This window comes from Undibacterium sp. KW1, assembly GCF_009937955.1.
GTDB lineage: Bacteria > Pseudomonadota > Gammaproteobacteria > Burkholderiales > Burkholderiaceae_D > Undibacterium.
Window position 1 is genome coordinate 3177768 of record NZ_AP018439.1, and the last position, 19687, is coordinate 3197454.

At 49.7% G+C, this 19687-nt stretch carries 18 protein-coding genes; 3 read left to right on the top strand and 15 right to left on the bottom strand.

The annotated features are described in order from the left end of the window. Positions 1 to 4 precede the first annotated feature (4 nt). From UNDKW_RS14265 to UNDKW_RS14305, 9 genes are all read right to left on the bottom strand, one after another. Complete coding sequence (locus UNDKW_RS14265; protein WP_162059228.1) at positions 5 to 493, bottom strand: CvpA family protein; 489 nt, start codon at positions 491 to 493, stop codon at positions 5 to 7. A gap of 19 nt (positions 494 to 512) precedes the next feature. Next, positions 513 to 1583, bottom strand: coding sequence for an SPOR domain-containing protein (locus tag UNDKW_RS14270; protein WP_162059229.1), 1071 nt, complete (start codon positions 1581 to 1583; stop codon positions 513 to 515). 62 nt (positions 1584 to 1645) lie between these two features. Further along, complete coding sequence (gene folC / locus UNDKW_RS14275) at positions 1646 to 2935, bottom strand: bifunctional tetrahydrofolate synthase/dihydrofolate synthase (RefSeq protein WP_162059230.1); 1290 nt, start codon at positions 2933 to 2935, stop codon at positions 1646 to 1648. Positions 2936 to 2990: 55 nt separating this feature from the next. Further along, positions 2991 to 3866 carry an acetyl-CoA carboxylase, carboxyltransferase subunit beta gene (gene accD, locus UNDKW_RS14280; RefSeq protein WP_162059231.1) on the bottom strand — a complete coding sequence of 292 codons (876 nt, stop codon included), beginning with the start codon at positions 3864 to 3866 and terminating at the stop codon, positions 2991 to 2993. An 85-nt stretch (positions 3867 to 3951) separates the two neighbouring features. After that, the gene (gene trpA / locus UNDKW_RS14285) at positions 3952 to 4758 is read right to left on the bottom strand and encodes a tryptophan synthase subunit alpha (RefSeq protein WP_162059232.1); all 807 of its coding nucleotides are present in this window, start codon (positions 4756 to 4758) and stop codon (positions 3952 to 3954) included. Between the two features lie 138 nt (positions 4759 to 4896). After that, positions 4897 to 6165, bottom strand: coding sequence for a tryptophan synthase subunit beta (gene trpB, locus UNDKW_RS14290; RefSeq protein ID WP_162059233.1), 1269 nt, complete (start codon positions 6163 to 6165; stop codon positions 4897 to 4899). A 60-nt stretch (positions 6166 to 6225) separates the two neighbouring features. Next, positions 6226 to 6891 carry a phosphoribosylanthranilate isomerase gene (locus UNDKW_RS14295; protein WP_162059234.1) on the bottom strand — a complete coding sequence of 222 codons (666 nt, stop codon included), beginning with the start codon at positions 6889 to 6891 and terminating at the stop codon, positions 6226 to 6228. 88 nt (positions 6892 to 6979) lie between these two features. Continuing rightward, entirely contained in the window at positions 6980 to 7243 is a 264-nt protein-coding gene (locus tag UNDKW_RS14300) for a hypothetical protein (protein WP_162059235.1), read from the bottom strand. Between the two features lie 45 nt (positions 7244 to 7288). Further along, on the bottom strand, positions 7289 to 7558 hold the full coding sequence (locus tag UNDKW_RS14305; protein WP_162059236.1) for a hypothetical protein: 270 nt from the start codon (positions 7556 to 7558) through the stop codon (positions 7289 to 7291). A 228-nt stretch (positions 7559 to 7786) separates the two neighbouring features. Between UNDKW_RS14305 and UNDKW_RS14310 the strand changes: the two genes are divergently transcribed. Continuing rightward, entirely contained in the window at positions 7787 to 8578 is a 792-nt protein-coding gene (locus UNDKW_RS14310; RefSeq protein WP_232063387.1) for a WecB/TagA/CpsF family glycosyltransferase, read from the top strand. A gap of 119 nt (positions 8579 to 8697) precedes the next feature. Here the strand turns inward: UNDKW_RS14310 and aceA are convergent, their stop codons facing one another. Both aceA and UNDKW_RS14320 read right to left on the bottom strand, forming a co-directional pair. Continuing rightward, positions 8698 to 9996 carry an isocitrate lyase gene (gene aceA, locus UNDKW_RS14315; protein ID WP_110253821.1) on the bottom strand — a complete coding sequence of 433 codons (1299 nt, stop codon included), beginning with the start codon at positions 9994 to 9996 and terminating at the stop codon, positions 8698 to 8700. A 387-nt stretch (positions 9997 to 10383) separates the two neighbouring features. Next, complete coding sequence (locus tag UNDKW_RS14320; RefSeq protein WP_162059237.1) at positions 10384 to 12621, bottom strand: cellulase family glycosylhydrolase; 2238 nt, start codon at positions 12619 to 12621, stop codon at positions 10384 to 10386. Positions 12622 to 12845: 224 nt separating this feature from the next. Here UNDKW_RS14320 and UNDKW_RS14325 point away from each other — a divergent pair, with 224 nt between their 5' ends. Next, entirely contained in the window at positions 12846 to 14186 is a 1341-nt protein-coding gene (locus UNDKW_RS14325; protein WP_162059238.1) for an O-antigen ligase, read from the top strand. A 43-nt stretch (positions 14187 to 14229) separates the two neighbouring features. Here the strand turns inward: UNDKW_RS14325 and UNDKW_RS14330 are convergent, their stop codons facing one another. From UNDKW_RS14330 to UNDKW_RS14345, 4 genes are read right to left on the bottom strand one after another with little or no spacing between them, the layout of a single operon-like run. Next, positions 14230 to 15189, bottom strand: coding sequence for a glycosyltransferase family 2 protein (locus tag UNDKW_RS14330; protein ID WP_162059239.1), 960 nt, complete (start codon positions 15187 to 15189; stop codon positions 14230 to 14232). A gap of 7 nt (positions 15190 to 15196) precedes the next feature. Further along, on the bottom strand, positions 15197 to 16135 hold the full coding sequence (locus UNDKW_RS14335; protein WP_162059240.1) for a polysaccharide biosynthesis tyrosine autokinase: 939 nt from the start codon (positions 16133 to 16135) through the stop codon (positions 15197 to 15199). Next, complete coding sequence (locus tag UNDKW_RS14340; RefSeq protein WP_162059241.1) at positions 16122 to 17558, bottom strand: Wzz/FepE/Etk N-terminal domain-containing protein; 1437 nt, start codon at positions 17556 to 17558, stop codon at positions 16122 to 16124. Before UNDKW_RS14340 ends, UNDKW_RS14335 begins: the two co-directional genes overlap by 14 nt. Before the next feature lie 5 nt (positions 17559 to 17563). Beyond that, entirely contained in the window at positions 17564 to 18547 is a 984-nt protein-coding gene (locus UNDKW_RS14345) for a polysaccharide biosynthesis/export family protein (RefSeq protein WP_162059242.1), read from the bottom strand. Between the two features lie 206 nt (positions 18548 to 18753). On the opposite strand from UNDKW_RS14345, the gene UNDKW_RS14350 reads away from it, so the two are divergent. Continuing rightward, positions 18754 to 19671, top strand: coding sequence for a glycosyltransferase family 2 protein (locus tag UNDKW_RS14350; RefSeq protein ID WP_162059243.1), 918 nt, complete (start codon positions 18754 to 18756; stop codon positions 19669 to 19671). The last annotated feature ends 16 nt before the right edge of the window (positions 19672 to 19687 follow it).

Below are 19687 nucleotides of genomic sequence, written 5' to 3' on the forward strand. Positions count from 1 at the left end.
ACAATTAAAACTTTACATGCTCCGAAACCGAGACCGGCAGCAACGGGATCACCGTGCGCGCTGCAGTTTCCGCAAGAGGGCTAAGCCATGCCTGTGTCCAGAATGGCTGCTGCGGTATGGATGTCATACCGCACACCAGCACGGCTGCCAACACCAGTATGCAACCACGCGCCAGACCAAACAGACCACCCAGACCCCGGTCTGCCAATGTCAGGCCGCTGGCCTTGATCATGGCATCCACCGCCATCATGATCAGCGCCATCAACAGGCGCACACCGATAAACAGGGCAATAAAGGCAACGATCAGGCGCAACATCTGGCCAGGCACCATGGATGGCAACCACGTCGCCAATACATCACTATAGGCATTGGCAACCACAAATGCGACCACCCAGCTAACCAGTGACAAAATTTCTTTAATTAAACCGCGCAGCGTACTGATCACGATAGAACAAACCAGGATCAGCAGCACGAGATAATCAAACAATGTCACGCCAGATATTCCTTACTCATTAGTTAGGTGGCAGGCTGGCGCTCAGGCCCAGCTTGCTTAATTTGGCGCGCATTTTATCTGCCTCTTCTTTCGAAGCAAAGGGGCCTACCCTGATCCTTGTCACTTCACCATTCGTGGTGATGATCTTTTGCGTATATGAACGTATATTCGCCGCGTTCAGCTTGGCTTGCACTTCATCCACTTTGGATTGTGTGGAAAACGCGCCTGCCTGCACCGTGTAAGATGATTTTTCTGCAGGTTTGTCTGCGGCTTCTGGCTTGCTGACTACCGGCTTGGCAGCTGGTGGAGTTTTACCCTCGAGTATGGCCAGCGCACGGGCGGCCTCATCATCGGCATTACCTGGTTTGGCGACAACTGGTTTGACATCAGTTTTTTCGGGCTTGGCAGGCTTGGCTTCAGCTTTAGGTTCATTTTTTGCCGTAGCCACATCCTTCTCCACCGCTTTGACTGGAGCTGGAACTGGCTTTACCTCAACTTTTGGTTCAGGTTTGCTTTCTGCTTTTACTACAGGTTTGGTTTCTGTCTTTGTTTCTGGTTTTGCTTCTGTCTTTACTTCAGGCTTGACTGGCTTGGCTGTGGCTGGCGCAGTCTGGGCTAGCGTAGTAGCGCCCGCAGTGGTCATGGACTTGACCTGTCTGTCGGCGCCATCATTGGCAGCGACTTTGTTTTTTGGCGTCGCTGGTACTTCTATTATTTCTTCAGGCGGCTCATCTGGCAGCTGTTTTTTGGATTTTGGCGCGACAGCATCGGCAGCGATGTCCGGCGTTTTATCCTTGGAGGGAATGCGGATATTAATATCATCCGGCAAAGGCTTGGGATCAGAATCGAGGATCATAGGCAAGCCTATGATGGCAGCCAGTGCCAGTGCAACGGCACCTATCAGGCGGCGCCTGGCACGTTTTTTCTCTGGCAATATGGGATCATCGACCTTGGAGCGCCTTCTGGGCTCGGCCTTTTTTGTCCTGGAACGAGTTTCGATACTCTCTTCTTCAGCGCGGGAACGGAATTCACCGCTATCCTGAGTATCGGAAGTTTCTTGCTTCTGTGTAAAACGCGAGAGCAAACCCATGTGCAAATTTCTGGTTGGTTAGCAAGCGGGTCCGTCAGCAACAAACCGGCTTGCAAAAAACATCAATGGAGTGCAGAACGACGGGCGCGCATCACACCTGCCACCGTCAGAAAGGATCCAAAGACCACTATTCTATCATTTTCGCCCGCCTTGCTGATGGCGTCTGCATATGCCTGCTCTGGCGTATCAAAACTGGTGACGGTTTTTTCAGTATCTGCCAGCACGCCAGCGGCGACCAATTTGTCTTTCAATACCTCAACTGGGGCCGCTCGCGGCAAAGGCAAGGCCGTGACGCACCAGTGATCGACTTTTTCTTTCAATTGAGCAATCACGCCGTCAATATCCTTATCGAGCATGGAACCAAATACCGCGTAGGTATAGGCATGAAAACCCATATTGTCGAGATTTTGTGCCAGCGTAGCGGCGGCGTGCGGATTATGCGCTACATCCAGCACCACGGTAGGGCGACCTGGCATGACCTGGAAGCGACCCGGCAAATCCACCATCACCAGACCAGTACGCACTTCTTGCGCACCCACTGGCAGTTCGAGCTTCAGTGCTTCCAGCGCGGCCAGCACGGCAGACGCATTCAAGAGCTGGTTGGCACCGCGCAAACTGGGATAGCCAAGGGAATTACGGCGCTGGCTGCGGCCCGCAAAATTCCATTGCTGCTTATCACCGTTATAGTTGAAATCGCGGCCAAACAACCACAAGTCTGCACCTATGGCATTGGCATGGTCTATCAGGGACTGGGGTGGCAAAGGATCACCACAAATAGCTGCCTTGCCCGGACGGAAGATGCCGGCCTTTTCAAAGCCTATCTTTTCGCGGGTATCACCGAGGTAATCAATATGGTCGATATCAATGCTGGTAACAATGGAGACATCGGCATCAATGACATTCACCGCATCCAGGCGACCTCCGAGACCAACTTCGAGAATCACCACGTCAAGCTTGGCATCAGCCAGCAATTTGCAAATTGCCAACGTAGTAAATTCAAAGTAGGTCAGCGAAATATCGCCACGAGCCTCTTCAACCGCATTGAAAGTAGAGATAAAGACATCGTCCTTGACCATCTCGCCATTGATGCGGGCACGCTCATTGAAGTCAAGAAAATGTGGCTTGCTGTACAAGCCGACACGGTAACCGGCCTGCATCAACACTGCTTCCAGCATGGCGCAGGTAGAGCCTTTGCCATTGGTGCCAGCGACCATGATGACAGGGCAATCATAGTGGATCGCCAGCTTGTTCTTGACCGCAGCAACGCGGTCCAGGCCCATGTCGATTTCTTTAGAATGGCGGGTTTCAAGTACGGCCAGCCAGTCAGCCAGGGTGGCAGGTAAATTTGTCATAAGATAAAAAAAGCCCGAACAAAATGCTTCGGGCTTATTAGGTATACACTATAAATCAGGAGGATACTGCTTCAGCGGGCTGGTTTTGCAACAGCGCCAGCAAACGCGCGATTTCTTCACGCATCTTGCGACGGTCAACGATCATGTCGATCGCGCCTTTTTGCAGCAGGAATTCAGAGCGCTGGAAGCCTTCCGGCAATTTCTCACGCACGGTATTTTCAATCACGCGTGGGCCAGCAAAGCCGATCAAGGCTTTAGGCTCGGCAATCACTACATCGCCAAGGAAGGCGAAAGAAGCGGATACACCGCCCATGGTAGGATCAGTCAGTACAGAAATGAAAGGCAGTTTCTTTTCAGACAACTTGGTAAGCATGGACGTGGTTTTTGCCATCTGCATGAGGGACAACAAACCCTCTTGCATACGTGCACCACCGGTAGCGGTAAAGCAAATGAAAGGTACTTTTTGCTCCAGTGCCGCTTGCGCACCACGCACGAACCGCTCACCAACGACAGAACCCATGGAACCACCCATGAATTCAAACTCGAAACAAGCAGCAACTACAGGCACAGCCATGATGGAGCCACCCATGACTACCAGGGCATCAGTCTCACCGGTAGTTTCCAGCGCATCTTTGAGGCGATCAGGGTATTTTTTGCTGTCTTTGAATTTCAGTGTATCGATAGGCAAGACTTCCTGGCCGATTTCATAACGACCACCGGCATCAAGCAAGGCATCCAGACGTTCACGTGCGCCTATACGCAAATGATGGCTGCATTTTGGGCAAACATGGATATTGGCTTCCAGATCAGAACGATACAGCACCGCTTCGCAAGAGGGGCACTTGACCCACAAACCTTCAGGAATCGACTTACGATTTGCAGATTCCGAGCGTTGTATACGCGGCGGCAACAGTTTTTCTAACCAACTCATGTTTTCTCCTTATGGCCGCCAGGCTGTCTTTTTAACAACCCGGCATCAGGTTCATTCTGGTAAAAGAACCAGTCAGGCGCGTATTTTACTCGTCCAAAGCCTGTCTGACACCAGAAATAAAGCTTTTCACTGCAGCAACTGCGGCAATTACGTCTCCACGCGGGGTATTTTCCAGTTCCTGGATGATGCGCGAGCCTATCACCACCGCATCCGACACTGTGGAAATGGCTCTCGCCGTCGCCCCGTCACGTATGCCAAAGCCCACACCTACCGGTACTTTGACATGCTTTTTGATGCGCGGGATCATGGCGGCAACCGCATCCAGATCCAATGCACCAGAACCGGTAACACCCTTCAGCGACACATAATACACATAACCACTGGCAATTTTACCAACTTGCTCTATGCGCTCGTCAGTCGATGTCGGTGCCAGCAGGAATATTGTGTCCATCCCCTGTTGCTGCATTTTACTTGCAAATTCTTCACATTCTTCCGGCGGGTAATCCACTACCAGCACACCATCCACTCCAACTTCAGCAGCCTTGGCAATGAATGCATCCTGCCCCATGCGCTCTATGGGATTGGCATAACCCATGAGCACAACTGGTGTCTTTTGATTACTTTGCCGGAATTCGCGGACGAATTGTAATACATCCCGCAAGCCAACTCCAAATTGCAGCGCTCTTTCAGAGGCGCGCTGAATGACAGGGCCATCCGCCATGGGATCAGAAAACGGCACGCCCAGCTCGATAATATCGGCCCCGCCCTCGACCAGAGCATGCATTAAAGGTACAGTTAAATCAGGTGCGGGGTCACCCGCAGTGATGAAAGGGATTAAACCTCTTTTATTGTTAGCCGCCAAAGCAGCCATGGTATTTTGAATTCTTGACATCTTGTTGGTCCTTATTTGATGCGCTATGCGCTGTCCAGGACATCACTCCTGCGGTGGCATCAATCTCAATTCTTAATAGGGAAGGCATGCAGGCCACATCTCTATATGTATGCGCCCGCATGTTTACTCAAAGGCAAATCAGAATTTCAGCCCTGCCCGTTCAGCCACGGTATGCATATCCTTGTCACCACGGCCAGACAGGTTTGCCAGGACGATCTTATCCTTGGGTAAAGTCGCAGCGAGCTTGGCGGCATAGGCAAGAGCGTGACTGGATTCCAGCGCAGGAATAATGCCTTCAATGCGACAGCAATCATGAAAAGCCTCGAGCGCCTCATCATCTGTGATGGTCACATACTGCGCGCGACCACTTTCCTTCAACCAAGCATGTTCAGGACCCACACCCGGATAATCCAGGCCAGCTGAGACAGAATGGGTTTCTATGACCTGGCCATTCTCATCCTGCAACAAATAAGTACGGTTACCATGCAGCACACCGGGTGAGCCTGCCGTCAGCGAGGCAGAATGCTTGCCACTTTCCAGCCCCTCACCCGCTGCTTCGACACCGATGAGCCTGACTTGCTGATGATCGATATAAGGATAAAAAATACCCATGGCATTCGAGCCACCGCCTACGCAAGCCACCACATAGTCTGGCTGACGTCCGGTTTGCTCAGGCATCTGCCATAAGCACTCTTCACCGATAACGGACTGGAAGTCCCTGACCATCATGGGATAAGGATGTGGCCCTGCCACCGTGCCTATGATGTAAAAAGTATTATCGACATTCGCGACCCAGTCACGCATGGCTTCGTTCAGCGCATCTTTCAGGGTCTTGGAACCGGACTCTACCGGTACCACGGTCGCACCAAGCAACTTCATGCGATACACGTTTTGCGCCTGGCGCTTGACGTCTTCCGACCCCATATAGACCACGCATTCGAGTCCAAATCGGGCACAGATAGTGGCAGTAGCCACGCCATGCTGACCCGCACCGGTCTCAGCAATAACCCGTGGCTTACCCATGCGCTTGGCCAGTAGAGCCTGGCCGATCACATTATTAATCTTGTGGGCACCCGTATGATTCAGATCTTCACGCTTGAAATAGATTTGCGCCCCACCCATCAAATCTGACCAGCGTTTGGCGTGATACACAGGCGATGGGCGACCGACAAAGTACTTTAATTCATTGCGAAACTCCGCCAAAAATTCAGGATCATTTTGGTACTTGGCATACGCTTCTTTAAGTTCCGTCAATGCATGAGTCAGGGTTTCAGATACAAAAGTGCCACCAAACTGACCAAAATGACCACGTGAATCCGGTAAATGATATTGGGCTGACTGATAAATTGCCTGACCGGCGATAGACTGGCGCTCGAACTGAGCATCCAAAGACTGGAGTTCTTTCATTTTCTTTCCTTCAAACTGGCTTGAAAGCGATGCATTGGGGAGCTACCCCACGCCACATCACTATTCCTGATTATCTGCCAGACGCACCGCTTCGATAAACGCGCGCACGCTGGCCTCATCCTTTATACCCTTTGCTGCTTCCACACCACTGCTGATGTCGACCGCAAACGGGCGAACCTGACTAACTGCGCCAGTCGCGTTCTGTACGCTCAAGCCACCACTTAAAACGACCCGAGGCGCGAGCTCTTTTGGAATGAGAGACCAATCAAAAACCTTTCCACTACCGCCATACCCATCAACATGGGTATCTAGCAATAAACCACTGAATAAAGGACTAGCCTTACGATAAGACTGCTCACATTCTAGCAAATCCTCAGGCCTTGTGTCAGCTTTGACGCGATATGCACGAATAAAAGGACGATTCACACAAGCGGCCAGGCTGGCGCATTGTTCAGGTGTTTCATCGCCGTGGAATTGCAGCAATTGCACGGGAGCCTTATTAATGACCTCTTGCAAGCCTGCCTCGTCAATATTGACGAACAGGCCCACCGACATGACAAAGGGAGGAATTTCGCGCAGCAAAGCCCCGGCAGTGTCAGGTGTGACATAACGAGGGCTGGGTGGATAAAAGACGAAGCCCAAGGCATCAGCCCCAGATTCGACAACAAAGCAAACATCTTTTGCTCGGGTCAAGCCGCAAATTTTTATTCTGGTTCTGTGAAGCATGGCACTTCCTAATGTAAAAACTTTTCCAATTCAAACTAATACAAGTTTTTGTCGCGCTCCGTAATCGCCAGCATCAAACAGTGGCAGCTTACTTCGCTTCCGTATTATTCTTAAAAAATTGAGGCAGCATTAATTTTTGTCTGTACACAAATCCAATAAGAACAAACCCTATCAATGCCACCATAAAATATGTCAAACCTAAGCAGGCGTTGATAGCAGAACCAGCCAGCCAAGCATATAAAATATACCAAGCAGCGTTACTGCCCTGACGGGAACGATATGCTAGCCAAGCCGGAGGAAATAAAACTGCCAATACAATCAGGAAATTTAGAGCATTTATATCGTCGAACATGGTCAGACTTCTTTAGGTTGAAGGGCTAAAAATCATCACTAAGCATTAACTGAAAACCAACACCAAATACGATACTACGGTAGCGACAAACAGTATGAGCACATGACTCGTCTTATTTTTTGGGTTAATTACAACCGCATAAGTAGTAAATCCAAACGCCACACAGAATATCTTCAGGATTTGCGCTGCAACTGCAGACAAATGAGTTTCAGCACGAGGCTCAGCCAAGATGCTAATTACAAAACCAATAATTCCCAAACAGATAATTAGTTTTCTTTCCAAACTTAATCGCTGTTTGACCTGCATATTTTCCATAAGTCTCCTTTAGTGCCATCAACAAGCCAAGCGCAAGCGATTGACACTACAAAGTAGCACGTTACCCAACAATTATCACAATATCAGGATATTCTGGAAAGCGCTCACTTATAAAAAAACTGGGGAATGAAAATTGACACATGTAACCTTCCAGCGCTCGAGCATATATAGAGGCAAATACTTGATTGAAGCATGCGATAATCAATTACCATTTCATTCATAGACGCCATGAATTCACCTGCAACAAAACCACTCATTACCCGGCTATTCGGATTGGACATCTGCAATATGCGTTTTGCAGAGGCCAACCAGCATTTGCTGGAAGTTGCCAGCAGCCGTGACCATGCCAGCCGCGTGGTGGTGACGCCAAATGTGGATCACATGACCAAGCTCGAATATGAGCCTGAATTCAAGAACCTCTATGCCACTTCAGATTATATTTTTGCCGATGGCATGCCGATAATCTGGGCCAGCAAGATGTGCGCCCTGCCCTTGCCAGAACGTGTGACTGGTGCAGATTTGTTTGTATCGCTATGCCGTGGCTGCATAGAAAAAGAATTGTCGATTTTTGTTTTGGGTGGCATGCCAGGGCAAGAAAGCCTGTTACTGGAATCATTCGCCAAGACTTACCCTGGATTGAAAGTCGATATTTTTTGCCCGTCCATGCAGTTCACTGCAGATGGTGCAGAAAGTGATATGGCTATACAGCGCATACAGGCTGCGAAACCGAATATCCTTTTCATTTGCCTGGGCATGCCCAAACAGGAAAGACTGGCATTTCGCTACCGCGCGCAATTCATCACTGACAACGTGCCATTAATATTGTGTGTAGGTGCAGCCATGGAATTTGCATTGGGCCAGAAAAAACGTGCACCGCTGTGGATGCAAAAGACAGGCATGGAGTGGTTCTGGCGCCTGGCTAGCGAACCGCGCCGTTTGTGGCAACGTTATACGACGCAGGCCTGGCGCTTTGTCGGGCTCTTGCTGCGTGAGAGAAAGATACAAAAGCAAATGCGCTGAATCCAAAAAAATTCCAGCAAGCTGCACTCTAAGCTTAGGTAAAACAATAAAAAAACCGCACAGATAACAATCTGTGCGGTTTTTTCTTGGGAGCTTATCTACTGCTTATCCTTACAAACTTATGCCACTTTTTTTGCATCGAAGAATTGTTCATCTTCAGTAGAACCATGCAAAGCTGTTGTAGAAGACTTACCTTGCTGGATAGTTTGTGTCACTGCATCAAAGTAACCAGTACCAACTTCACGTTGATGCTTAACAGCTGTAAAGCCTTTTTCTGCCGCTGCGAATTCTGCTTCCTGCAATTCAACGAAGGCAGACATCTGGCGACGTGCGTAGCCATGTGCCAGGTTGAACATGCCGTAGTTCAATGCATGGAAGCCTGCCAATGTGATGAACTGGAATTTGTAGCCCATTGCGCCCAGTTCTTTCTGGAATTTGGCGATCGTTGCATCGTCCAGGTTTTTCTTCCAGTTGAAAGAGGGAGAGCAGTTATAGGACAGCAATTTACCTGGGAACTTGGCATGGATAGCGTCAGCAAATGCCTTGGCGAATTCCAGATCAGGTTTACCAGTTTCACACCAGATCAAGTCTGCATATTCTGCATAAGCCAAGCCACGGGAAATCGCTTGTTCCAGACCTGGTTTGGTTTTGTAGAAGCCTTCAACTGTGCGCTCACCTGTGCAGAAAGGCTGGTCGTTAGGATCAACGTCAGATGTCAGCAAATCAGCAGCTTCAGCATCGGTACGAGCCAAAATCACGGTGGATGTGCCCATGATGTCAGCAGCCAGACGTGCTGCGTTCAGTTTTTCAATCGCTTCACGGGTAGGAACCAGAACCTTGCCGCCCATGTGGCCGCATTTTTTAACAGAAGCCAGTTGATCTTCAAAGTGAACACCAGATGCGCCTGCTTCGATCATGGCTTTCATGAGTTCAAAGGCATTCAATACGCCACCGAAGCCGGCTTCGGCATCGGCCACGATAGGGGCGAAGAAGTCGATGTCGTCTTTGCCTTCAGACCATTGAATCTGGTCAGCGCGTGTCAGTGTGTTGTTGATGCGTTTAACAACCAGTGGTACAGAATTGGCTGGGTACAGGGATTGATCAGGATACATTTCACCGGCAACGTTGGCGTCACCCGCAACTTGCCAGCCAGACAGGTAGATGGCTTTCAAGCCAGCTTTAACCTGTTGCATGGCCTGGTTACCAGTCAGCGCGCCCAGGGCATTGATGAAAGGCTCGTTATTGACCAGATCCCACAATTTGATCGCGCCGTTTTTGGCGATAGTGTGCTCAACCTTCATGGAGCCACGCAGGCGAACTACGTCTTCTGCCGTGTAATTACGCTTGATACCGTTCCAGCGTGGATTGGTATCCCAGTCTTTTTGCAATTCTGCTACTTGTTGTGCGCGAGTTGTCATATTTCTCTCCTGTGGGCAAATCAAATGAAAAGGTGCATCCGTTGAGAGAAATAATAGAGTATTTTTTGCGGAGCAACAAGGTCTTATATAAGACATATGACAAATATTTAATCGTTTAAAATCAAATACTTAAAATTCATTTTTTGCGATATGAAATTATATTTCTTAGAATGAGAAAAATAATTTGTGCAGCGAGTCAGTATTTTTCACAATATGAAAAATTGATTTCACATCATAAAATTTGGCAATTCAGTTTTTTACACAAAGAAAATTAAGTTTCAAATTCCCAGAGGAAACTGGAAGTTTTTTGCGCAGAACTTATATGGATACATATATGGGTCCATATTGCTGTCATTGTTGACATCACCACCCACGACAGCCGCAGGCTTATTCGAGCACAATCTCATACCAGGGCGACGGAAAGTCAAAGTCAAGCTCAAAACCATCTGGCTTTTTCCTGATGGCAGAACTGGCCAGTGCTTTCATGCGTACACCATTTCCATCCAGCGGATACACCGTCATCTTTTTGCTTTTGCTGGCATGAAATAACTTGACCGGGATACGCTCCAGCCATACTGGCGCAAGGCCTTCCAGCGAACCGGAAGGTTTTCTGGCTGTTGCCAGGTCAGGCTCCAGCGTCCACCATCCAGATTGCCCCTCGTAATTCAACAATTGTTTAGGACGTTCAGGTTGGACGCCAGCTTGCGTAGTCGTCGTGGCACCACTCAATACCAGCAACAGGTGGCGACTATGCTTCAAAGGCAAAGCATCGCGGCTGCTCAGCATAATGACGCCATATTGCCGCCCTTTTTCTGAAAACACAGGCAGGTATTTATCTGCTTCCATAATGACAGAGCCCGGCGCTTTGCGTCCCGCGAACAGGCGCGTATAAGCAGTTTCTGCTGCCAGCCAAGGGCCAGATTCACCGTAACGTAATTGTCCCCCGGCTGCGGCCCAGGTCATATCATCTTCATGCCACAATCTGGCAGTGTGCTGCACCGGCCCAACCTGCCTTGTTTGCGTGCCATACATCATGGCTACACGGGTATAAAAAGCATGCCGGTAGTCAATGCCGTATTGCGCCTGTAGCCAGGCAGGCATTCCACCGCCACTGACACCATCACGCAAAGCGCCCAGCATTGTGCGCTCTTCAGGTGCCAGGTTGATATTCATCTGCGTTGGCAATGGCTGCACCTGGTATTGTCTGAACAGGGCCGCCGCCATGCCACTGACCACGAGTTGACCGCTGTGGCCACTAAGCCCAAAACTGTCCGGCACGGACCGCCATACATCACCATCAATGTAATGAAACAGAAACAGCCCATCCCAGTCCTGGGCGCTGGCAAACGCACTCATGACAGGCAGAATTTCTGCCGACTGCCGATTTGGAAAAGCCTGATTGAATTCACTGACCACAAAGGGCTTGCGCGCATCGCGCACATATGCACGCTGCAACAGCGATTGCCAACCCTCGCGCAAGACGGAATTATTGCGTATGCGCCAGTCATTCCTGTCCCACTCCTTATGCGGAAAATCATAGTGATCCACATAAAAGTGCTCATCAACATAATCCATCTGCTGCTGCGCGTCGGCCAGTGCTACTCCACCAAAATACATTTGCGTACCAGTCACAGGCAATAAATCCCCTGCTTCCTGCCTTACAGTCTTGCGGATCAGATTCAAATATTGCTGATCAAGATCAGACAAAAACCGTACATAGTCGAGCACCCTGCGGCCATTGCCCTTTTGATGTGGGCGGTATTGCTGTTGCAGGGATGCCGGCGTCTCCCAACCCAGCTTATTGATTGCGCGTCGCGAAAAACGCTGCACACCCGCGACCCAGCCTTCGCCGTATTCAAGTATATTGGCCTCGGACGACTTGACATTGATGACGCCTTTGCGCGGCATTGAACAGCTATCCCATAGCTTGCAGGCATTGTCGGCATGTCCATGCTGGCGCAGCACCCATTTTTGCCAGTGCTGCTGCAAGGCTCTTTCATATTCACCTGTCAGGCCGTCGAGTTGCTTTCTTTGCCAGGCGCCAAGCAAAGAAGATTCATTATTGATTTCAACCATCGCCAGGGCGGGATCATCCCTGAGCTCCAGCCTGCGCAATAGTTGCTGCACATACTCTGCCTGCAGACTGATCATGCGTGGCTCAAACAAATGCAGTGGATGGCTGGCAAAAGGCATTTGCTCACCTGCCATCAAAGGCGTGACCTGATCAACCGCCGGGCGAAATTGATAACCCACATGCAGGTTCAAATTGACGTACAGGCCTTCTGCCTTGAGCGCATCAATAAACACACGCAAACGCCGCAAGGCAGCTTCATTGAAGCTGGGATATGCTGCTGTAGTCAAAATACCACGCGGCTGATCCAGGCTATCGCTGAGTATGCTATCCAAATGGTGCAGGCGCACTGCATTAAAACCCAGCTTGCGCAAACGGCGGGCGATTTTTTGTGCGTCTTTTTCTTCAGGAAAGTTTGCCGCACTGGACAGGCTGATGCCAAAAAAACGTACGCGTGCATCGTCTTTTGTACCCGCCCTGCCATCTGGGCCCACCCGGTAAAAATGTCCCTGCTTAACGAATATCCGGTCACCCGCATCCAAAGGGTGATTCATACCACCAAAATCCACCATTGGCGACAATGCATCTTCATTAATCTCAAAGCGGTACCAGGCAATATCACCGGCAAGCACTAAAGATGAATGAAAACAAACAAGGCTCAGCAGCGTCAATCTGAAGACGAAAAAGGCCTGCAATCGAAAATACTTCATAGTTTGGGTCGCAACAGACAAGGTAGCCATTAGAATATCGCACAAACACATGACATTAGTATTGAGAAATGCAAAATTTGTCCGTACTGCCCGGCAATACCAGCCTGAACCTGCTGGAAACCAGAATCGTCAAACTGATGATCATTCTGTTCGTGGTTTTTTCTTTGATGCCTTATGGTATCTCCTGGGACTACACCGGTTCTTCCTCCCTGACAATGGAAGGGTCCATGACCACTAAATTGCAGTGGGGTAGCCTGTTCTTGCTGGCCGGTTTTGTACTTTACCGCCATCTGGCTGAGGCGACGCAAGATTTGAGGGCGATGAATCCTTTTCTCATCATCGTACTGATCTGGTGTCTGGCTTCATGCATTTGGTCGCCTTTGCCAGCCACGACAATCAAGCGAGCCATACAGCTTTATGGTTTGGTCATGATAGGTTTGAGCATACAACTCGCAGCAAGACCACTACAAATGGTGGTCAATCATATTTTGTATACCTTGATGTGCATGCTGATCCTGTCTTTTTTCATTGCCATTGCCATTCCCAGCATAGGTGTGGATTACGAGCTTGGCGGTGCATGGCGTGGCGCATTGTCCCAAAAAAATGAATTGGGCCAGATAGCGGCACTCAGCATACTTTTATGGCAAGTCAAGGCATGTACAGAAACTATGGGAATCAAACCACTGATGCTTGGTTTGCTATTCTCTTTTTTCATGCTGGTCATGAGTAAAAGCTCAACCAGCATGATTATTGCGTTGATGGCGACAGGCGTATTTCATCTATTGCGCAAACGTTATTTGTCGTCATCCTATGCGCTGACGCGCGCAGCGCTTGCATTTTTTTGTGTACTTATCGTCGTTGTTTACATATTTTTCATGCACGAATCCCGTCTGCCGACCTGGCAGGAAGCGGCATCCCCCATTGCCGGATTGTTTGGCAAGGGGACAGATCTGACCGGGAGGACGGATATCTGGGAACTGGTCTGGCTGGAAATCAACAAGCACTACCTTATTGGTCTGGGCTATGGTGCGTTCTGGCTTGGGCCAGACAGCTTATCCCAATTTATCATTGATGCCCTGCACTGGATACCACTGCAGTCACACAATGGCTATATGGATATACTCAATGAACAAGGCTTGATAGGTTTGATACTGGTAATACTGACACTGGCAACGCAAGTGAGGTTGCTGATTGTACTCTCCCGCCTTGACCGCCAGCAAGCAGCCTTCTGGAGCACAATATTAATTATTGTCGTTACGACAAATTTCACAGAAAGCAGCTTATTCCGTGGTTTCGTTTTTCAAAATGTCTTCTTCATGTTCAGCATGATTGCAGCCACTTCAACCACCAGGAGATTAAAACTTCATGCGGAAGAAGCAAATAAACCAAAACAAAAAGTGACGCGCTGAAGCCTCAGTTCCTCAAACGAGGAAGTGCGTGCGACAAAGATTGTTATAGTCTTTTTTGCTTTTCAAGTGCGCCATAGGCATGGCTGGCGCTACCCCAGAAATAACTGAGTTTGCCCAGTTGCGAAGCAGCCACCCTGAGCCAGGTGAAGCTGCGCAGGAATTTAAAAGGCAATAACAGCAAGGCGAATAACAAAGCCAGCACAAATTGCACGCAGGCCCGGGCGCTGAGCAACAGTGCAGAACTGATTTTTTTGCCACCTTCGAGCATCGCCAGTTCGGTGCGGATGAATAACTGCCCGGTGCGGTAGGACCTTTGCAATAGCCATTTTGCGGTAGCCCTGTCCGCCGGAATAAATTCGTCAGCAGGAGCTTCATCACACCAGACCATGACGGCCCCCAGTTTATCCAGACGGCGAAACAACATGGTATCTTCCCCACCCGTCGTACCAAAGGCAGGGTCGAACGGGCCTATGCCATCTTTCTGGGATGCAGCTATATCCTGCAATATTGAACGACGAACCAGCACGTTGCCACTACGGGCGTCCTTATGATCTATTTTTGTGCCGGTAGGCATGCGGCGGCGGTCAAAGTAGCCGCCCTCACGTATCCAGGCTGGTGTACTTTCTGAGTACTCAGGCAGCACCGGTGCAAATACCACATCGGCTTGCTCAGCCTTTTGCACTTTCAACAGTTGCTCCAGCCAGTCTGGCACCGGTACTTCGTCATCATCAATCATGACTATCCATTGTCCGCTGGCGGCGGCAATAGCTGCATTCCTGGCCAGTGAAATATTTGAATTTGCCAGATTCAGCGCCTTGAGGCTTCCGGCGAAGCCAGTTGCCATTTCAGCCAGCTCGGCCGCAGCAGACTTGTTGACGTCATTATCAACAACCACTACTTCAATAGCCACGTCCCGTAAAGTTTGCGTCAAGATAGCTTGCAACAAGCGCCGTAACAATTCCGGCCTTTTATAAGTGCAAATGCAGATACTCAGTTCAGGCATTATGAACTCAGCTTTTCCGCCGGAATAATCTGGACAGCAAACGCATTACCCAGGTGAATGGCGCAAAACGTACTGTCCCTGCAGGCTCATATTGATTGAAAATCGTTCCCAGCACCTCGACACCGGCTGCCTGCATGTCTGCCTTGGCCTGGCGCAGCTCATCGACATAGGTATGGTCTTTTCTGGCTACCAGCAATACACTCCCGGTCTGATGAGCAACCATCTGGGCATCCGATGCCAGTGTCGCTGTATGGGTATCAACCACGAAAGCATCGAACTGATCGGAACAGGAATCAAGCAATTCGCGCATGCGCGGGGCACGCAAAATCTCCAGCGGGTTAGGCGGTTGCGGCCCGGCTGGCAAGAAATGTAAATTCGGCATCAGCTGTATCAGGGCATCGGATGCTTTAATACGCCCCGCCAACACAGAAGACAAACCATCTGGCTTGCCGAGTGAGAAATATTCATGCAGCTTTCCGCTACGCAGGTCTGCATCTATCAGCAAAGTACGCTTGCCAACTTGCGACAAGGCGATAGCCAGGCTGGCTGCCATATAGGATTTACCATCGCGGCGTGCCGGGCTGACCAGGGTGATCTTGATTTTCTCCTGGCCGCTGAACTTCAACAGTAATTCACTGCGCAGGCGGCGGATTTCTTCTGCCTCTTTACTGAAGGGGAAATAAAAGAATTTGAGGGACTTGTCGGCACTGCCATTTATCAAGTCCTTGGTTGAGTAACCGAATTGCTCACCCAAAGCCTGATCAAGCTGCGTCTGGCTCAGGTAACCCAGCGCCAGTGCTGCATCACCAAACCTGAGTTTTTTTTCTTTTTGCAGTTGTGCGATCTGGTCGATCTGCTCAGGCGCGAGTAAACCTTTTTGCAGGAATAATTCGCCTAGCCGGCCTATTTTAGAGGCTGGCGGATTCATGGTTTCAGCTGTTTGCATGCAAACCACCCTCACCCTGTCCATTGCCGCTCAGTTTCTCATCAAATCCAATTTTTGCCATCACAGGTTCATCAAATTCACGTTCCAGATCTTCCAGGCAACGTACACGGCGGTTCATCAATTCGAGCAGGAAGGCCAGGCCAAAGCCAAACACGACGCCAGCCAGCAAGCCAAACACCAGGTTGTTGCGCAGCAGTGGCTTGGCATGCTTCTCCGGCAGCTCTGCCCATTGCATGACTGAGGCATTTGAGATGGCCACATTACTGGTCATCAGCAACTCATCAAATTTTTGTATGGCGGCATTGTAAATCTTTTGCACGCTATCAAGCTGACGCTGGTAAGAGCTGATGACGTCCCTGTGTTTCTTGTTTTCAAACGTCTTTTTCTGATAGCTGGCGATCTCTGTTTCTATAACTTTTTCCTGTTGGCTCAGGCGCGCTTCAGAGGCACCAAGCATTTCAAATGCAGTGGCAGACTCTCTTTTGAGTTTGTCCAGCAGCGCCTGCCTCTCGTCATTGATCGCCATGTATTTGGGGTGGCGCACACCCAGAGTAATCTTGGCATTGGCCAACTGTGCATCAAGCGAAATCAGGGCAGCTTTCAGGCCTGAGATATGGCCTATGCCAGCAATCTCAGGGATATCTGATTCTGGATTACCTTCGCGTACGAGTTTTTCCAGCGACTGGCGCTTGGCCTGGGCTTCCACTTTTTGAAGTTGCACATCAATCAGGCGCACACTCAAGGCATTCATTTGCTTGGATTCGATGTCAGCTCGCTCATCGACATCAACAATCTGATATTCCTGCTGGTAAGCCGTCAGTTTTTTTTGCAACTCATCAATCTGCCGACTCATGGACTCAAGCTGGGCGTTGTATTGGTCACGCCTGGCCCTGGCTGGTGCATTCATCATCTCCAGCGACAAATCTATATAGGCCTTGACGACAGCATTGGCAACTTCTTTGGCATGCTTGGGGTCACTCGATGAATACTGGATTTCTATGACGCGGCTATTCTTGTGCGGCGACACATCGGTATTCCTGACGATGGATTCAGCCAGTGCGCGCAAGCCGCGCTGCTCGCCATACCTTTGCACAAAGCGCTTGGCCTCTGGCGTGGTCTGCAAGCCCAATGCCTGTATCACGCGTTCAGCAACCTGTACGCTCTTGATAACATCGAACTGGGTCTGCAGATAACTTTCATCCTGCATGGGGTGGAATTGGCGGCCACCGATAGGGTCATTGACGCGGTAATCGATAAAAATATCTGCTACCGCCACATAAGTCTTGGGCAAAATCAAACTGGCAATGGCCGCACCAACAACAGCGACTATCATGACAAAGGCGATTAACAACTGGCGCGCCCGCAACATTGCCCCTATCTGGGCGAAGGACAAGACCAATTCACTTGGGGAGGTTTTTATCATACGCGTCAGAATATTCTTTCGTTGATAAATACCACATCGCCCGGCAATACCCGGTCGGCAATACCTGCCGAAATTTCGCGCAACTCGCCACTTTCTGTCTTGCGATGGATGATGATGCGCCTGACCGAACCCCGCTCTGTCACCCCGCCGCCTATGGATAACACCCGCATGACATTCAAATCATCTTCCATAGGATACATACCAGGACGGCGTACCTCACCATAGACATAAAAGTTCTTCAATTGGGGCACGAACAAGACATCATTCGGCTGGATTTTTTGTGCCAGCTCTGGCGCCAGCTTTGTTGCGTCCAGCTCCAGCTTGACGGATGCATATTCTTGCAATTCCGAAGCAGGTTTGCCGGGTTCACGGCGCAAGATACGCAAGCTTTTCTCGGCCTTCTGTGAGACACCACCAGCCAGGCTCAAGGCTTCCAGAATACTGATTTGCCCTGTCAGGGGATAGCGCCCCGGCCGCAATACTTCGCCCAGGACTGAAAAAGTCCTGCTCAGCTGTTGTATGACCTTGATGGAAACCCGGGGATTTTTAATGTATTGCCCCTGCTCCAGCTTCTTTGCAAAGGTGGCGGCAATTTCTGTCGCTGTGCGGCCTTTGACTTCTACCGTACCCACCAGCGGCAGGGTGATGACGCCACTCTCACCTATGGTGACGTCGGCAGTCAGGTCGGGCTGTCCGAATACATTGATCAGCAACTGATCGCCCTCGCCTATGACATCAGAGGCTGCATCGCCAGGCAAGTCATCTGTGGCATTCTTTACCGTGTTTGGTACTGGCACAGATGCTGTTGCCGGCGCTTTGTCTGCCTGAGGTATTTGCAACAACTGACTTTCCAGTTTCATACCATTTGCAGGGATAGCCTTGATCTCTTGCGCCTGCACCTGCCCGATAAATGCAAACGCCAGCACTGCAGGCAGTAGTTTGCGGGCAGTTATCTCAGTAACAGCAGAAAATTTGGACCAAATTGTCATCTGAATCAGGCATTTCTTATAAAGAACTTCATTTTATATTGCAATAGTAAGAATAGATGCAAATTTTTGTCAGGACAACAAAACCTTGTAGCAATAGGGTGGCAGCATTATTAGCATTGCTATTTAATTACAAAAATTAACCTTTATTGAATTGTGGGCAACTCAAAGCTCAGTTAACATGCAAATAAAAGTAAGAAAGACTAATTATGCAAAGCCCGAGCACACAGCCATCAGCAAGTCCTGCCAGAGTGGTACCTCTGGTCATCATTGCGCCGGTGCGTGACGAGGCCGACCTGATCAGGCTGACGCTGGACTCTATGGTAGCGCAAACCGTCAAACCGGTAGAGTGGATCATCGTCGATGATGGTTCACAAGATGGTACAGCTGACATCGTACGCGAATATTCTGCCCAATATCCATTCATCAGGCTGGTACAACGTCCCGACCGAGGTTTTCGTAAAGTAGGTGGCGGTGTTGTCGCAGCTTTTAAATATGGCATTACCCAGATTGAGCATCAGGAATATGAATACATCGCCAAACTTGATGGCGACATGTCATTTGGACCACGCTACCTGGAATGCATGTTTGAGCAATTTGCCCAGGAACCCAAGCTCGCCGCCGTATCCGGCAAGGTTTATCGCGAAGAAGAAGGCAAGAGGATAGAAGAAATCATCATTGATGAACATGTCGCGGGTCAGTTCAAGCTCTACCGCAGAACGGCATTTGAAGAAATTGGTGGTTTTATCGAAGAAGTCTTGTGGGACGGCATAGATGTCCACACTGCCCGCATGAAGGGCTGGACCACCAAAAGCTTCTTGCATCCTGATGCGATACTCATGCATCACCGCCTCATGGGTTCTTCCGACAAAAATGTCTATCGTGGCCGCCTGCGTTGGGGGCGTGGCATCTGGTTCATGGGTTATCACCCCCTGTACGCACTGGCCTCAGGTATTTTCCGCATGCGCGAGAAACCATTTGTCATCGGTGGTTTATTGATTATTGCTGGTTATCTCGGCGCTGCAATTAAACGCGCGCCCAGATATGAAAATCCTGAATTCAGGGAACATTTACATCGCTGGCAGCTTGGCCAGATCAAGAAACTCTTTTCAGGGCAAAAAAACTAAATATGCAGGCCGGGTA

Excerpts from the sequence above, each read along its gene's own strand:
- UNDKW_RS14270 (WP_162059229.1), bottom strand. The coding sequence starts at position 1,583 with ATGGGTTTGCTCTCGCGTTTTACACAGAAGCAAGAAACTTCCGATACT.
- folC (WP_162059230.1), bottom strand. The coding sequence starts at position 2,935 with ATGACAAATTTACCTGCCACCCTGGCTGACTGGCTGGCCGTACTTGAA.
- accD (WP_162059231.1), bottom strand. The coding sequence starts at position 3,866 with ATGAGTTGGTTAGAAAAACTGTTGCCGCCGCGTATACAACGCTCGGAA.
- trpA (WP_162059232.1), bottom strand. The coding sequence starts at position 4,758 with ATGTCAAGAATTCAAAATACCATGGCTGCTTTGGCGGCTAACAATAAA.
- trpB (WP_162059233.1), bottom strand. The coding sequence starts at position 6,165 with ATGAAAGAACTCCAGTCTTTGGATGCTCAGTTCGAGCGCCAGTCTATC.
- UNDKW_RS14295 (WP_162059234.1), bottom strand. The coding sequence starts at position 6,891 with ATGCTTCACAGAACCAGAATAAAAATTTGCGGCTTGACCCGAGCAAAA.
- UNDKW_RS14300 (WP_162059235.1), bottom strand. The coding sequence starts at position 7,243 with ATGTTCGACGATATAAATGCTCTAAATTTCCTGATTGTATTGGCAGTT.
- UNDKW_RS14305 (WP_162059236.1), bottom strand. The coding sequence starts at position 7,558 with ATGGAAAATATGCAGGTCAAACAGCGATTAAGTTTGGAAAGAAAACTA.
- UNDKW_RS14310 (WP_232063387.1), top strand. The coding sequence starts at position 7,787 with ATGAATTCACCTGCAACAAAACCACTCATTACCCGGCTATTCGGATTG.
- aceA (WP_110253821.1), bottom strand. The coding sequence starts at position 9,996 with ATGACAACTCGCGCACAACAAGTAGCAGAATTGCAAAAAGACTGGGAT.
- UNDKW_RS14320 (WP_162059237.1), bottom strand. The coding sequence starts at position 12,621 with ATGAATCACCCTTTGGATGCGGGTGACCGGATATTCGTTAAGCAGGGA.
- UNDKW_RS14325 (WP_162059238.1), top strand. The coding sequence starts at position 12,846 with ATGCAAAATTTGTCCGTACTGCCCGGCAATACCAGCCTGAACCTGCTG.
- UNDKW_RS14330 (WP_162059239.1), bottom strand. The coding sequence starts at position 15,189 with ATGCCTGAACTGAGTATCTGCATTTGCACTTATAAAAGGCCGGAATTG.
- UNDKW_RS14335 (WP_162059240.1), bottom strand. The coding sequence starts at position 16,135 with ATGCAAACAGCTGAAACCATGAATCCGCCAGCCTCTAAAATAGGCCGG.
- UNDKW_RS14340 (WP_162059241.1), bottom strand. The coding sequence starts at position 17,558 with ATGATAAAAACCTCCCCAAGTGAATTGGTCTTGTCCTTCGCCCAGATA.
- UNDKW_RS14345 (WP_162059242.1), bottom strand. The coding sequence starts at position 18,547 with ATGACAATTTGGTCCAAATTTTCTGCTGTTACTGAGATAACTGCCCGC.
- UNDKW_RS14350 (WP_162059243.1), top strand. The coding sequence starts at position 18,754 with ATGCAAAGCCCGAGCACACAGCCATCAGCAAGTCCTGCCAGAGTGGTA.